Origin of the sequence: Pseudomonas synxantha (genome assembly GCF_900105675.1) — a bacterium.
Classification (GTDB): Bacteria; Pseudomonadota; Gammaproteobacteria; order Pseudomonadales; family Pseudomonadaceae; genus Aquipseudomonas; species Aquipseudomonas synxantha.
In genome coordinates this window covers 4,519,987-4,533,580 of record NZ_LT629786.1, presented here as the reverse complement: position 1 = coordinate 4,533,580, position 13,594 = coordinate 4,519,987, and the positions used below count along the sequence as shown (strand labels likewise).

Genomic DNA, 13,594 nt, shown 5'->3' with positions numbered 1-13,594 from the left:
GGAGGGGGCTTGCCCCCGATAGCAGTCTGTCAGCAAAAGATGCACTGACTGACACTCCGCTATCGGGAGCAAGCCCCCTCCCACATTTGCCCTGTGTCTGCCTGGAGTTATGCGGCTTGCTGGAACTGCTGCCGATACTGATTCGGCGACAGCTCCGTGTGCTGCCTGAACAAGCGCGCAAAGAAACTCGCATCGTCGTAACCCACCTCATAACTGATGGTCTTGATGCTCTTGCGGCTGCCCGAGAGCAGGCCTTTTGCCGTCTCGATACGCAGCCGTTGCAGGTAATGCAGCGGCTTGTCGCCGGTAGCGGTCTGGAAGCGCCGCATGAAGTTGCGGATGCTCATGCCGTGTTCCCGGGCGACGTCTTCGAAGCGGAACTTGTCGGCAAAGTGTTCCTCGAGCCAGTGCTGGATCTGCAGGATGATCACGTCCTGGTGCAGCTTCTGCCCCCCAAAGCCGATACGTCCCGGTGAATAGCTGCGCTGCACCTCATAGAGGATGTCCCGGGCCACGGCCTGGGCAATGCTGGCGCCGCAAAAGCGTTCGATCAGATAGATGTAGAGGTCGCAGGCCGAAGTGGTGCCGCCGGCGCAATACAGGTTGTCGGCATCGGTGAGGTGCTTGTCCTGGTTGAGCTGGACCTTGGGGAAGCGCTCGCTGAAGGCAGTGAAGAATCGCCAGTAGGTGGTCGCCTCCTTGCCATCGAGCAGCCCGGCTTCTGCCAGCCAAAACACCCCGGTGGCTTCGCCGCAGAGCACAGCGCCGCGGGCGTGTTGTTCGCGCAGCCACGGCAACACTTGCGGGTAGCGGGCGCACAGGCCGTCGAAGTCGTCCCAGAAGGCCGGCAGCACGATGATGTCGGCGTCTTCCAGGCCGCCGTCCACCGGCATGATCACATCGCTGAAGCTGCGCACCGACTGCCCGTCGGGGCTGACAAGGCGTGTATCGAACCCTGGGGTCAGGCCCAGGCCCTGCTGTTTGCCGTAACGCAGGCTGGCGAGGTGGAAGAAATCCTTGGCTTGCATCAGGGTTGAAGCGAATACCCGATCAATGGCCAAAATGCTGACGCGCCGCAAGGGCGTGGAGATTTGGTTAGACATAATTTCATTTATTCTTATAGGGGAAAGTGGTCACCAGACGGCTGGATCGTCTTATTTTTTGTCGCATGTGTCCAGTGTCCCGTGACGCCATCGCGGCATAGGCTCTGTGGGCTCATCCTTGTCCGACAATCCATGCAGGTGACCCATGATCCCCAGAACCTTGTTCAGCTCGGAGCACGAACTCTTCCGCGAGAGCGTGCGCACCTTTCTCGACAAACACGCCGCGCCCTTCCATGGCCAATGGGAAAAGCAGGGCCATATCGACCGTAGCCTGTGGAGCAAGGCGGGGGAGGCGGGCATGCTGTGCTCCCACCTGCCGGAGGAATATGGTGGCCTGGGCGCGGACTTTCTCTACAGCGCGGTGGTGATCGAAGAAATCAGCCGCCTGGGTTTGACCGGCATCGGCTTTTCCCTGCATTCGGACATCGTCGCGCCCTACATCCTGCATTACGGCAGCGAAGCGCTGAAACAGAAGTACCTGCCCAAGCTGATTTCTGGGGAGATGGTCACGGCCATTGCCATGACCGAGCCGGGCGCCGGTTCCGACCTGCAAGGGGTCAAGACCACGGCGGTGCTGGACGGTGATGAGTATGTGATCAATGGCTCCAAGACCTTTATCACCAACGGCTATCTGGCCGACCTGGTGGTCGTGGTGGCCAAGACCGACCCGAAGGCCGGCGCCAAGGGCACCAGCCTGTTCCTGGTGGAAGCCGGCACGCCCGGCTTCGACAAGGGCAAGCGCCTGGAGAAAGTCGGCATGAAGGCCCAGGACACCTCGGAGCTGTTCTTCCAGGACGTGCGGGTATCCAAGGAAAACTTGCTGGGCCAGGCCGGTATGGGCTTTGCGTACCTGATGCAGGAGTTGCCCCAGGAGCGTTTGACGGTGGCGATTGGCGCCTTGTCATCCGCGGAAGCGGCGTTGCAGTGGACCCTGGACTACACCCGCGAGCGCAAAGCGTTCGGCAAGGCGATTGCCGATTTCCAGAACACCCGCTTCAAGCTGGCGGAGATGGCCACCGAGATTCAGATCGGCCGCGTGTTTGTCGACAAATGCATGGCGTTGCACCTGGACGGCAAGCTGGATGTGCCTACTGCGGCGATGGCCAAGTATTGGGCCACGGACCTGCAATGCAAGGTACTCGATGAGTGCGTGCAGCTGCACGGCGGCTACGGCTTCATGTGGGAATACCCGATTGCCCGGGCCTGGGCGGACGCGCGGGTGCAGCGCATTTATGCGGGAACCAATGAGATCATGAAGGAGATTATTGCGCGGGCGCTTTGATCTTGCGGTGTTGCTGATGGCCTCATTGGGAGCAAGTCGAATCGTCGCACCGCCCTTCCCACATTTGACTGGGTTTATAAGTCCAAATGTGGGAGGGGGCTTGCTCCCGATAGCGGCCTAAAGGTCAATCAAGGCGCCGGATTCGGATGATCCTTCTGAATCGCCTCAATCCCCTCCAATACTTCTTTCGACAGTCTCAGATCAGCACTCGCAATATTGCTATCCAACTGCTCCAGCGTCGTGGCCCCAATAATATTGCTGGTCACAAACGGCTGCTGCGTCACAAACGCCAGCGCCATCTGCGCCGGGTCCAGGCCATGTTCCCGCGCCAACGCCACATAGCGGCTGCACGCCGCCTCCGACTGCGGGTTGAAGTAACGGCTGAACCGGCTGTACTCAGTCAGGCGTGCCTTGGCCGGCCGTGCGCCATTTTCGTATTTGCCGCTGAGCATGCCGAACGCCAGTGGGGAATACGCCAGCAAGCCGCACTGTTCGCGAATGGCGATTTCCGCCAGGCCCACCTCGAAGCTGCGGTTGAGCAGGTTATAGGGGTTCTGGATCGACACCGCACGGGGCCAGCCGCGGGCTTCGGCCAGGGCGAGGAACTTCATGGTGCCCCACGGGGTTTCGTTGGACAGGCCGATGTGGCGGATCTTGCCGGCCTTGACCTGCTCATCCAGGGCTTCGAGGGTTTCCTCCAGAGGAGTGAGGTCGTCTTCGTCCTTGTGCTTGTAGCTCAACTGGCCGAAGAAGTTGGTGCTGCGCTCCGGCCAATGCAGTTGGTAGAGGTCGATCCAGTCGGTCTGCAGGCGCTTGAGGCTGGCGTCCAGGGCCTGGGCAATGTGCTTACGGTTGTGGCGCAGATAGCCATCGCGGATGTAGTCGATGGTGTTGCCGGGGCCTGCGATCTTGCTGGCGAGGACCCAGTCGGCGCGGTCGCCCCGGCTTTTGAAATAGTTGCCGATGTAGCGCTCGGTGGTGGCATAGGTGTCGGACTTGGGCGGTACCGGGTACATTTCCGCAGTATCGAGGAAGTTGATCCCCGCCGCCTTGGCCCGTTCGATCTGCGCGAAGGCCTCTGCCTCGCTGTTCTGCTCGCCCCAGGTCATGGTGCCCAAGGCGATCGCGCTGACGTTCAGATCGGTGCGGCCCAGCTGTCGGTAATCCATCGGGTACTCCTTCGGGGAAAACAATCATAAAAGCAGGTTGAATTTTTTTTCGCAATCTGCATAATTGCCCACCTCTTTCTGCAGTGGAAGTGATGCGCCGCCTGCCGAAGAATCTTGCCGTTGAACGGACGCGCCGACCCGAGCCCCCGATAGCGTCTGTATCCGGCTGCCTTTGACTTGTCAAAGTAAGCACTATTCAGTAAGATCCGCCGTCTAATTTACAGGGCGGCCCCTGAGGCTATTAAAGAATGACAACTTTTACTGCAAAACCGGAAACAGTTCAGCGCGACTGGTTTGTCGTCGACGCCGCTGGTCAGACCCTGGGTCGTCTGGCCACTGAAGTCGCCAGCCGTCTGCGTGGCAAGCACAAGCCTGAGTACACCCCTCACGTTGACACCGGTGACTACATCGTGATCATCAACGCTGAGCAGGTACGTGTTACCGGCAACAAAGCGCAAGACAAAATGTACTACCGTCACTCCGGTTTCCCAGGCGGTATCAAGTCTTCCAACTTTGAAGGCCTGATCTCCAAGAAGCCTGAAGCCCCGATCGAAATCGCGGTCAAAGGCATGCTGCCGAAGGGCCCACTGGGTCGCGATATGTTTCGCAAGCTGAAAGTCTATGCGGGCGCTGTACACCCTCATGCTGCTCAGCAGCCCCAAGAACTGAAGTTTTAACGGAATAGTTCATTATGTCGGCGACTCAAAATTACGGCACTGGCCGTCGCAAAACCGCAACCGCACGCGTTTTCCTGCGTCCGGGCACTGGTAACATCTCGATCAACAACCGCTCCCTGGACAACTTCTTCGGTCGCGAAACTGCCCGCATGGTAGTTCGTCAGCCGCTGGAATTGACCGAGACCGTTGAAAAGTTCGACATCTACGTCACCGTTATCGGTGGCGGTGTAAGTGGTCAAGCTGGCGCAATCCGCCACGGTATCACTCGCGCTCTGATGCAGTACGACGAAACCCTGCGTGGCGCTCTGCGCAAAGCTGGCTTCGTGACTCGCGATGCTCGTGAAGTTGAACGTAAGAAAGTCGGTCTGCGTAAAGCGCGTAAGCGTCCGCAGTACTCGAAGCGTTAATTCGCTTTACGTTCCACAAAAACGCCCAGCCTCCTCACGGAGCTGGGCGTTTTTTATTGCCTGCGATTTATACATAAATTTGTGCGTGACAACTTGCCACATCCGTAGACCCCCTATACTACAAGGCCTGGGGGCGGAGGCCCGGGCAATTCCCTTGTCATACGTGGGGCTTTTCATTACCATCCGTCAAAATTTTTATAAGTAAAGTTTCAACACTTAGTAGACGCCTGATTTAACAGGCCAAAAAAGCTGATGGGAGAGGACTGAATGAGCAATGACGGCGTGAATGCAGGCCGGCGTCGCTTCTTGGTAGCAGCCACATCCGTGGTGGGTGCTGCAGGAGCGGTGGGGGCTGCGGTCCCGTTCGTGGGGTCATGGTTTCCCAGTGCCAAGGCGAAAGCCGCAGGTGCACCGGTGAAGGTGAATGTCAGCAAGATCGAGCCAGGGCAGCAGATGATTGCTGAGTGGCGCGGCCAACCGGTATTCATCGTTCGTCGTACCGAGGAAATCCTGGGGAATCTGAAGAAGATCGAGGGCCAGTTGTCCGACCCGCAATCCGAAAATTCCGACCAGCCCGCCTACGCCAAGAATGAAGTGCGTTCGATCAAGCCAGAGATTCTGCTGCTGGTCGGTCTGTGTACCCACCTGGGTTGCTCGCCTACCTTCCGCCCGGAAGTGGCCCCTGTCGATCTGGGCAAGGACTGGGTAGGCGGTTATTTCTGCCCGTGTCACGGTTCCCACTACGACCTCGCCGGCCGAGTCTACAAGTCCCAGCCCGCGCCCTTGAACCTGCCCGTGCCTCCGCATACCTACGAAACTGACGACCTCATAGTCATTGGCCTCGACAAGGAGAACGCGTGATGAGCAAGTTCATGGATTGGGTGGATGCGCGCTTCCCCGCCACTAAAATGTGGGAAGACCATCTCAGCAAGTATTACGCGCCAAAGAACTTCAATTTCTTCTACTTCTTCGGCTCCCTGGCCCTGTTGGTGCTGGTCAACCAGATCGTCACCGGCGTGTGGCTGACGATGAGCTACACCCCGTCGGCGGAGGAGGCGTTCGCTTCCGTTGAATACATCATGCGTGACGTCGAGTACGGCTCGATCCTGCGCCTGCTGCACTCCACCGGCGCGTCAGCGTTCTTTATCGTCGTCTACCTGCACATGTTCCGTGGCCTGCTCTACGGGTCGTACCAGAAGCCTCGCGAGCTGGTGTGGGTGTTCGGCATGCTGATCTACCTGGCGCTGATGGCCGAAGCCTTCATGGGTTACCTGCTGCCGTGGGGCCAGATGTCGTACTGGGGCGCCCAGGTGATCATTTCGCTGTTCGGTGCGATCCCGGTGATCGGCAACGACCTGACCCAGTGGATCCGCGGTGACTACCTGATCTCGGGTATTACCCTGAACCGCTTCTTCGCCCTGCACGTGGTGGCCTTGCCGATCGTGATCCTCGGCCTGGTTGTGCTGCACATCCTGGCGCTGCACGAAGTAGGCTCCAACAACCCCGATGGCGTGGACATCAAGAAGCACAAGGACGAGAACGGTATCCCGCTGGATGGCATTCCGTTTCACCCTTACTACACCGTCAAAGACATTGTCGGCGTGGTGGTGTTCCTGTTCGTGTTCTGCTCGATCGTGTTCTTTTTCCCGGAGATGGGCGGTTATTTCCTCGAAAAGCCTAACTTCGAGCAGGCCAACGCCTTCAAGACTCCCGAGCACATTGCACCGGTGTGGTACTTCACGCCGTTCTACGCGATCCTGCGCGCCATCCCTGACAAGCTGATGGGCGTGATCGCCATGGGCGCAGCCATCGCGGTGCTGTTCGTGCTGCCATGGCTCGACCGCAGCCCGGTCAAGTCGATGCGCTACAAAGGCTGGCTGAGCAAGATCTGGTTGTGGGTGTTCTGCATTTCGTTCGTGATCCTGGGCGTACTCGGCGTATTGGCGCCAACCCCTGAGCGTACGTTGTTGTCGCAGGTCTGCACCTTCCTGTACTTCGCCTACTTCATTCTGATGCCGTTCTATACCCGGCTCGAGAAGACCAAACCGGTTCCGGAAAGGGTGACTGGCTGATGAAAAAGTTATTCGTTGCATTCGTGCTTGCGGCCCTGCCGCTACTGTCCTTCGCCGCCGAACATGGCGCGCAGCTGGAAAAGGTCGATATCGATGTGTCTGACAAAGCCGCCATGCAGGATGGGCTGCGTACATTCACTAACTACTGCATGGGTTGCCACAGCGCCAAGTTCCAACGTTACGAGCGGGTCGCCGATGACCTGGGCATCCCCCATGAAGTGATGCTCAGCCACGCGGTGTTCACCGGTGCGAAGATCGGCGACCACATGAGCATCGGCATGCAACCGGCCGACGCCAAGACCTGGTTCGGCGCCGCACCGCCAGACCTGACCCTGGTGGCCCGCGTGCGCGGCACCGACTGGCTCTACGGCTACCTGAAATCCTTCTACGAAGACCCTGCACGCCCTTACGGCGTGAACAACAAAGTCTTCCCGAATGTCGGCATGCCGAACGTTCTGGTCGGCCTGCAGGGTCGCCAGGTGGTAGGATGCAAGCAGGTTCAGGTCGTTGAAGACGGCAAGAAGCAATATGATCCGTTGACCGGTACGCCTCTGACCCATGAAGCATGCGATCAACTGACCATCGTGCCCAAGACCGGTACGCTGAATGAAGAGCAGTTCGACGAGAAGGTCAAGAACCTGGTGACCTTCCTGGCCTACTCGGCCAACCCGGTCAAACTGCAGCACCAGCGCATCGGTACTTACGTCTTGCTGTACCTGGCTTTCTTCTTCGTATTCGCTTATCTGCTCAAGCGCGAATACTGGAAGGATGTGCATTGATCCAACCGTAAGCAATTGCTGTTAATCTTGCGCGCCCAGCGGCGTCCCTGAATACGTAGCGACCGGTTGAACCGGACGTTACAGGGATGCTCTCTGGGCGCGCTCGTTTTTGAGCTTTCGATAATTTCAACAAGCGAGGAGGACCGCCATGGGCGTGACCAATCGGTTGGCCTGTTACTCCGACCCCGCCGACCACTATTCCCACCGAGTACGCATCGTGCTCGCAGAGAAGGGTGTCAGCGCCGAGATCATCAGTGTGGAGGCGGGCCGTCATCCGCCGAAACTGATCGAAGTGAACCCTTACGGCAGCTTGCCCACCCTGGTCGATCGTGACCTGGCGTTGTGGGAGTCAACCGTGGTGATGGAATACTTGGATGAGCGTTACCCTCATCCGCCTTTGCTGCCGGTATACCCGGTGGCGCGCGCCAATAGCCGCCTGCTGATCCATCGGATCCAGCGCGACTGGTGCGGGCTGGTGGATGTGATTCTGGATTCGCGTTCAAAAGAAGCCGCTCGGGTGCAGGCGCGCAAGGAATTGCGCGAGAGCCTGACCGGCGTTTCGCCGTTGTTCGCCGACAAACCTTTTTTCCTCAGTGAGGAACAAAGCTTGGTGGATTGTTGCCTATTACCCATACTTTGGCGCTTGCCGATCCTGGGCATTGAACTGCCACGGCCGGCCAAGCCGTTGCTTGATTACATGGAGCGCCAGTTTGCGCGTGAGGCTTTCCAGGCAAGTCTGTCTGGTGTCGAACGCGATATGCGCTAAGGCTTAAGGAGCCGTTGATGAACTCCAGTCGACCTTACCTGGTCCGCGCGCTCTATGAGTGGATTGTGGACAACGATTGCACCCCGCACATGCTGGTCAATTCCGAATTTCCTGCGGTTCAGGTACCGCAGGGTTTTGCCAGTGACGGACAAATCGTGCTGAACGTATCGCCCAGTGCCGTGCGCCACCTGCACATGGACAACGAAGCGGTGAGCTTCGAAGGGCGTTTCGGCGGTGTGCCCCATACGCTGTTCGTGCCAATCGGTGCCATCCTCGGGATTTATGCCCGGGAAAATGGCCAAGGCATGGTGTTCGATCTGGAGTCGCCTTTCGAGGACGGCGAAACGATCGAAGGTGAAGGCGGTGATGATGTGCCGCCACCGGATACCGAGCCGCCGCGCCCTAGCGGTCGGCCGAGCTTGAAAGTGGTGAAGTAGGCGGATTACGCCTCCAGGCCCATGTGAAAAATGCCTCGACTGCTGTCGGGGCATTTTTTTTGCGCGAAGGATATGGATGAAAGTCGCGCCGGAACGGTGATCGTACAACCACCATGGGCTATGATGCGGTCTTTAGTTCGCCGAGAAAGATGGTTCATCATGGAAAACGCCAGCGCCGCTCCACGTCTTCCCCGCAAGCGCCGCAGCCTTGCCCAGGAATTGGTCACGGTGTTGTCCGAGCAGATCCGCGACGGCCAGCTCAAGCGCGGCGACAAGCTGCCCACCGAGTCGGCGATCATGGACGCCCATGGCGTCAGCCGCACTGTGGTGCGTGAAGCCATCTCGCGTCTGCAAGCGGCGGGGCAGGTCGAGACCCGCCACGGTATCGGCACCTTTGTGCTGGACACGCCAAGCCCCAGCGGTTTCCGCATTGACCCGGCCACCGTGGTGACGTTGCGTGATGTATTGGCGATCCTCGAGCTGCGTATCAGCCTTGAAGTGGAGTCCGCGGGCCTTGCAGCCTTGCGTCGCAGCGATGCACAGCTGGCCGCCATGCGTGCGGCCCTCGATGCCCTGAATGAAAGCGCGGCCCATGCCGGCGATGCGGTAGCTTCGGACTTTGCCTTCCATCTGGAAATTGCGTTGTCTACCGGCAACCGTTACTTCACCGACATCATGACCCACCTGGGTACCAGCATTATTCCACGCACGCGTCTGAATTCGGCGCGCCTGGCCCATGATGACCAACAGCACTACATGAGTCGCCTGAGTCGCGAACACGAAGAGATTTATGAGGCGATTGCACGCCAGGATTCGGATGCGGCACGCGCGGCCATGCGTCTGCATTTGACCAATAGCCGCGAACGGCTGCGCCATGCCCATGAAGAGGCCGAGGCGCAGCGCGGTTGAAGGCTGATTCGCCGCGATCCAAATGTGGGAGGGCCGGTGCGACGATTCGACTTGCCCGCGAAGACGTCGGCCCAGCAAACATTGATGTCGGTTGACCCACCGCTATCGGGGGCAAGCCCCCTCCCACAGTTGATCTCCATTGCCTGGATGATTGCGGCTACTTAGCTGGTGGGTTGATTGGGCTTGTAGTCCTTAAGCAACAAGTACGTACTCCAACCCCACCAATCATTGGTCCAGTGCTTGTCGTTCAGGTCATTGACGTCCTTGCGCCGCAGCACCTTGTCTCCCTCCATTTTGAACAGTGGCGAGAAGTTGTTCGCCGGGTTTTGCGCCGCGTTCAAGTCGGGCACATACAGTGGTGCCTTGAAGCTGGCTGGGGAGGGCGCGATACCGCTGATGAAAGTCTCGAAGATCTCATCAGCCGAAGCCTGTACTGCGCGTTTGACCTGCATGCGGTTGTCCGCGTCGATGTCATCGAAGTAGCGTTTATCCCCATAGGCATGCCATTGATCGCCCATGGCATTGCGCACCTTGAGCCCGAACTTGCTGTCTTCATCGTGCATGAAACGGCTTATCAGCGAACCCAGTTCGCCCGGCGTCACTACCGCTGCCAGTTGCTTGCGCGGTACGCGCAGGTGGCCGGCGGAAAACAGGTCAGTCAAGAAATGATCAGCAAAGCTGTTCATCGCATAAGCCAGCTCGAGGGCCTGATCGGTGCCGGTTTGATGGGCCGCGACGGCCTGTTGCAGCGCTGCCGTGTGGCCGGCCAGGTACGCCGACAGGGCCCACCCGCCGAAGTGGTCGGCGTTGTCCGCCGCCAGCTTCAGGTAGCGCCCCAGGGGGATGAGGGCTGAAACAGCACTGCCACCGCCGGTGATGCGGTTCCACTCCTCGGACAACGTATCACCCAAGGCGTCATAGGCTTCGTGGGGCTGCTTGCCGTCCTTGATCGCCTGCTTGACTGCGGCGGTCTCCTTTTGCATCACCGCCAGGATCTTGTGGGCTTCTTCCCGGGAGGCGGGTAGCACTGCCAGAGAGTTGAAGGCCGCATTGAAACGTTGCACGCGCTCGGCAGGGGAAGCGCCATCGCTGATAGCTTGGCCAGGAATGCCATAGAAATCGCCGCCCAGGGCGATCACTTGGCCGTAGGTCAGTGCGAGCCCGTTGGGCAGGTGCAGTTCGACTTGGTGGGCGGGGATCGCCGGCGCGTCCGTGGCGAAATGTAAAAGGGTTTCATCACCGATGGCGGTGTGCTCACCCCCTTCGAAACGTAGGGTCGGCGCTTGCTTTTGCGGTGCAGCGAGTTCTAGACCTGACATGTTAGCTCCTTGCTATGTCGTAGGAATCTTCCTTGATGGCTGTATGTATATACAGCTATTTTGAGAATAAAGGAGAAATTTCCTACGTCAAGTGGCATCGTTAAACGTGCCGGCTTTGCGATGAGCAGCGATGAATTGCAGTTGACGAATCTTTTTATGGTTGTACGATGACGTACGACATCACCAAAACCAACAACAACCTTTCGTTAGAAAGTCTTCGCCCAGGGTGTTCGAATAATGAATCCACAAGAACTGAAGTCCATCCTCTCCCACGGTCTGCTGTCTTTCCCGGTGACCGATTTCACTGCCCAGGGTGATTTCCACCAGGCGGGCTATATCAAACGCCTGGAATGGTTGGCCCCGTATGGCGCCACCGCCTTGTTCGCAGCGGGTGGCACCGGTGAGTTTTTCTCCCTCGCCGCGAGCGAATACTCCCAAGTGGTCAAAACCGCCGTTGATACCTGCGCCACCAGCGTGCCGATCCTGGCCGGTGTGGGCGGTGCGACCCGTCAGGCCATCGAGTACGCCCAAGAGGCCGAACGCCTCGGCGCCAAAGGCTTGCTGCTGCTGCCGCACTACCTCACCGAAGCCAGCCAGGACGGGGTGGCTGCACACGTTGAAGCGGTGTGCAAGTCGGTCAAGATCGGCGTAGTGGTCTACAACCGCAATGTCTGCCGCCTGACTGCGCCACTGCTGGAGCGCCTGGCCGAGCGCTGCCCGAACCTGATCGGCTACAAGGATGGCCTGGGTGATATCGAGTTGATGGTGTCGATCCGCCGCCGCCTCGGCGACCGTTTCAGCTACCTCGGCGGCCTGCCGACTGCAGAGGTTTATGCCGCGGCCTACAAGGCCCTGGGGGTTCCGGTGTACTCCTCGGCAGTGTTCAACTTCATCCCGAAAACCGCGATGGATTTCTACCACGCCATTGCCCGCGAAGATCACGCCACCGTCGGCAAGATCATCGATGACTTCTTCCTGCCGTACCTGGACATCCGCAACCGTAAAGCCGGTTACGCAGTGAGCATCGTCAAGGCCGGTGCGAAAATCGTCGGTTATGACGCCGGGCCGGTGCGCACGCCGCTCACCGACCTGCTGCCGGAAGAGTACGAAGCCCTGGCCGCGCTGATCGACAAGCAAGGCCCGCAGTAAATTATCCACAAGGCCGCTGAGCAATCAGCGGCCTTTTGCGTCAGGAGAAGATTCGTGTCCCAAGCAAAGCGTTTTGAGAACTACATCAATGGCGAATGGGTAACCGGCGCCGAATACTGCGCCAATATCAACCCGTCGGATGTGTCCGATGTCATTGGCGACTATGCCAAGGCGGATGTGGCCCAAGTCAACGCGGCCATCGACGCCGCCCGCGCCGCGTTCCCGGGCTGGTCGACTTCCGGTATCCAGGCGCGTCACGATGCCCTGGACAAAGTCGGCAGCGAAATCCTCGCCCGTCGTGAAGAGCTCGGCACCCTGCTGGCCCGTGAAGAGGGCAAGACCCTGCCCGAGGCCATTGGCGAAGTGACCCGGGCCGGCAATATCTTCAAGTTCTTCGCCGGTGAATGCCTGCGCCTGTCGGGTGATTACGTGCCGTCGGTACGCCCGGGCGTCAACGTTGAAGTCACTCGTGAAGCCCTTGGTGTGGTCGGCTTGATCACCCCGTGGAACTTCCCGATTGCCATTCCCGCCTGGAAGATCGCCCCGGCCCTGGCCTACGGCAACTGCGTGGTGATCAAGCCCGCCGAACTGGTGCCGGGTTGTGCCTGGGCCCTGGCGGAAATCATCTCCCGTGCCGGTTTCCCGGCCGGTGTGTTCAACCTAGTGATGGGCAGCGGCCGTGTAGTCGGTGATGTGTTGGTCAACAGCCCGAAAGTCGATGGCATCAGTTTCACCGGCTCCGTCGGCGTGGGCCGTCAGATCGCCGTCAGCTGTGTATCGCGCCAGGCCAAGGTGCAGTTGGAAATGGGCGGCAAGAACCCGCAGATTATTCTCGATGACGCCGACCTCAAGCAGGCCGTCGAGTTGTCGGTACAGAGCGCGTTTTACTCCACCGGCCAGCGTTGCACCGCGTCGAGCCGTTTGATTGTCACTGCGGGTATTCACGACCAGTTTGTGGCGGCCATGGCCGAGCGCATGCAGTCGATCAAGGTCGGCCACGCGCTGCAAAGCGGCACCGACATCGGCCCGGTGGTTTCCCAGGCCCAGTTGGACCAGGACCTGAAATACATCGACATCGGCCAAAACGAAGGTGCGCGGCTGGTGAGTGGCGGTGGCCTGGTGACCTGCGACACCGAAGGCTATTACCTGGCGCCGACACTGTTTGCCGACAGCGAAGCTGCCATGCGTATCAGCCGCGAAGAAATCTTCGGCCCGGTGGCCAACGTGGTACGCGTGGCGGACTACGAAGCGGCACTGGCCATGGCCAACGACACCGAGTTCGGCCTGTCGGCGGGGATTGCCACCACCTCGCTGAAATACGCCAACCACTTCAAGCGCCACTCCCAGGCCGGGATGGTGATGGTCAACCTGCCGACCGCGGGTGTGGACTACCACGTTCCGTTCGGCGGCCGTAAGGGCTCATCCTACGGTTCGCGTGAGCAAGGTCGCTATGCGCAAGAGTTCTACACCGTGGTGAAAACCAGCTACATCGGTTCGTAATACCCGTTTCACTGTCGGAGCGAGT

The 13,594-nt window shown here is 59.2% G+C and carries 14 protein-coding genes; 11 read left to right on the top strand and 3 right to left on the bottom strand.

All coding sequences use genetic code 11. The annotated features are described in order from the left end of the window. Nucleotides 1-107 precede the first annotated feature (107 nt). Nucleotides 108-1,028 carry a GlxA family transcriptional regulator gene (locus BLU48_RS21035; protein WP_172833447.1) on the bottom strand — a complete coding sequence of 307 codons (921 nt, stop codon included), beginning with the start codon at nt 1,026-1,028 and terminating at the stop codon, nt 108-110. 220 nt (nt 1,029-1,248) lie between these two features. Between BLU48_RS21035 and BLU48_RS21030 the strand changes: the two genes are divergently transcribed. After that, on the top strand, nt 1,249-2,385 hold the full coding sequence (locus tag BLU48_RS21030) for an acyl-CoA dehydrogenase family protein (protein WP_057021575.1): 1,137 nt from the start codon (nt 1,249-1,251) through the stop codon (nt 2,383-2,385). A 128-nt stretch (nt 2,386-2,513) separates the two neighbouring features. Here the strand turns inward: BLU48_RS21030 and BLU48_RS21025 are convergent, their stop codons facing one another. Continuing rightward, nucleotides 2,514-3,554: an NADP(H)-dependent aldo-keto reductase gene (locus BLU48_RS21025; RefSeq protein ID WP_057021574.1), complete on the bottom strand. Its 1,041-nt coding sequence runs from the start codon at nt 3,552-3,554 to the stop codon at nt 2,514-2,516. 248 nt (nt 3,555-3,802) lie between these two features. On the opposite strand from BLU48_RS21025, the gene rplM reads away from it, so the two are divergent. From rplM to BLU48_RS20985, 8 genes are all read left to right on the top strand, one after another. Next, complete coding sequence (gene rplM / locus BLU48_RS21020) at nt 3,803-4,231, top strand: 50S ribosomal protein L13 (RefSeq protein ID WP_003171742.1); 429 nt, start codon at nt 3,803-3,805, stop codon at nt 4,229-4,231. 14 nt (nt 4,232-4,245) lie between these two features. After that, a complete protein-coding gene (rpsI, locus tag BLU48_RS21015; RefSeq protein WP_002555064.1) occupies nt 4,246-4,638 on the top strand; it encodes a 30S ribosomal protein S9 in 393 nt (130 codons plus the stop codon). Between the two features lie 267 nt (nt 4,639-4,905). Beyond that, on the top strand, nt 4,906-5,499 hold the full coding sequence (gene petA / locus BLU48_RS21010; protein WP_043048551.1) for a ubiquinol-cytochrome c reductase iron-sulfur subunit: 594 nt from the start codon (nt 4,906-4,908) through the stop codon (nt 5,497-5,499). Further along, nucleotides 5,499-6,710 carry a cytochrome b gene (locus BLU48_RS21005; protein WP_003188526.1) on the top strand — a complete coding sequence of 404 codons (1,212 nt, stop codon included), beginning with the start codon at nt 5,499-5,501 and terminating at the stop codon, nt 6,708-6,710. Before petA ends, BLU48_RS21005 begins: the two co-directional genes overlap by 1 nt. Further along, nucleotides 6,710-7,489, top strand: a complete 780-nt coding sequence (locus BLU48_RS21000; protein WP_057021573.1) for a cytochrome c1 — start codon at nt 6,710-6,712, stop codon at nt 7,487-7,489. Before BLU48_RS21005 ends, BLU48_RS21000 begins: the two co-directional genes overlap by 1 nt. A gap of 148 nt (nt 7,490-7,637) precedes the next feature. Then, complete coding sequence (locus BLU48_RS20995; protein ID WP_005784778.1) at nt 7,638-8,255, top strand: glutathione S-transferase N-terminal domain-containing protein; 618 nt, start codon at nt 7,638-7,640, stop codon at nt 8,253-8,255. A gap of 17 nt (nt 8,256-8,272) precedes the next feature. Beyond that, entirely contained in the window at nt 8,273-8,692 is a 420-nt protein-coding gene (locus BLU48_RS20990) for a ClpXP protease specificity-enhancing factor (protein WP_057013888.1), read from the top strand. A 159-nt stretch (nt 8,693-8,851) separates the two neighbouring features. After that, nucleotides 8,852-9,601: a FadR/GntR family transcriptional regulator gene (locus BLU48_RS20985; protein WP_032877801.1), complete on the top strand. Its 750-nt coding sequence runs from the start codon at nt 8,852-8,854 to the stop codon at nt 9,599-9,601. A gap of 161 nt (nt 9,602-9,762) precedes the next feature. On the opposite strand, the gene BLU48_RS20980 is transcribed toward BLU48_RS20985, so the two are convergent. Then, nucleotides 9,763-10,920 carry a hypothetical protein gene (locus tag BLU48_RS20980; protein WP_057021572.1) on the bottom strand — a complete coding sequence of 386 codons (1,158 nt, stop codon included), beginning with the start codon at nt 10,918-10,920 and terminating at the stop codon, nt 9,763-9,765. Between the two features lie 237 nt (nt 10,921-11,157). Between BLU48_RS20980 and kdgD the strand changes: the two genes are divergently transcribed. Then, entirely contained in the window at nt 11,158-12,069 is a 912-nt protein-coding gene (gene kdgD / locus BLU48_RS20975) for a 5-dehydro-4-deoxyglucarate dehydratase (protein WP_043048557.1), read from the top strand. Nucleotides 12,070-12,123: 54 nt separating this feature from the next. Further along, complete coding sequence (locus BLU48_RS20970; RefSeq protein WP_057021571.1) at nt 12,124-13,569, top strand: aldehyde dehydrogenase family protein; 1,446 nt, start codon at nt 12,124-12,126, stop codon at nt 13,567-13,569. Nucleotides 13,570-13,594: the final 25 nt, after the last annotated feature.

What these genes read in the sequence shown, in the direction of transcription:
- BLU48_RS21035 (WP_172833447.1), bottom strand. Translation starts at nt 1,028, where the DNA reads ATGCAAGCCAAGGATTTCTTCCACCTCGCCAGCCTGCGTTACGGCAAA.
- BLU48_RS21030 (WP_057021575.1), top strand. Translation starts at nt 1,249, where the DNA reads ATGATCCCCAGAACCTTGTTCAGCTCGGAGCACGAACTCTTCCGCGAG.
- BLU48_RS21025 (WP_057021574.1), bottom strand. Translation starts at nt 3,554, where the DNA reads ATGGATTACCGACAGCTGGGCCGCACCGATCTGAACGTCAGCGCGATC.
- rplM (WP_003171742.1), top strand. Translation starts at nt 3,803, where the DNA reads ATGACAACTTTTACTGCAAAACCGGAAACAGTTCAGCGCGACTGGTTT.
- rpsI (WP_002555064.1), top strand. Translation starts at nt 4,246, where the DNA reads ATGTCGGCGACTCAAAATTACGGCACTGGCCGTCGCAAAACCGCAACC.
- petA (WP_043048551.1), top strand. Translation starts at nt 4,906, where the DNA reads ATGAGCAATGACGGCGTGAATGCAGGCCGGCGTCGCTTCTTGGTAGCA.
- BLU48_RS21005 (WP_003188526.1), top strand. Translation starts at nt 5,499, where the DNA reads ATGAGCAAGTTCATGGATTGGGTGGATGCGCGCTTCCCCGCCACTAAA.
- BLU48_RS21000 (WP_057021573.1), top strand. Translation starts at nt 6,710, where the DNA reads ATGAAAAAGTTATTCGTTGCATTCGTGCTTGCGGCCCTGCCGCTACTG.
- BLU48_RS20995 (WP_005784778.1), top strand. Translation starts at nt 7,638, where the DNA reads ATGGGCGTGACCAATCGGTTGGCCTGTTACTCCGACCCCGCCGACCAC.
- BLU48_RS20990 (WP_057013888.1), top strand. Translation starts at nt 8,273, where the DNA reads ATGAACTCCAGTCGACCTTACCTGGTCCGCGCGCTCTATGAGTGGATT.
- BLU48_RS20985 (WP_032877801.1), top strand. Translation starts at nt 8,852, where the DNA reads ATGGAAAACGCCAGCGCCGCTCCACGTCTTCCCCGCAAGCGCCGCAGC.
- BLU48_RS20980 (WP_057021572.1), bottom strand. Translation starts at nt 10,920, where the DNA reads ATGTCAGGTCTAGAACTCGCTGCACCGCAAAAGCAAGCGCCGACCCTA.
- kdgD (WP_043048557.1), top strand. Translation starts at nt 11,158, where the DNA reads ATGAATCCACAAGAACTGAAGTCCATCCTCTCCCACGGTCTGCTGTCT.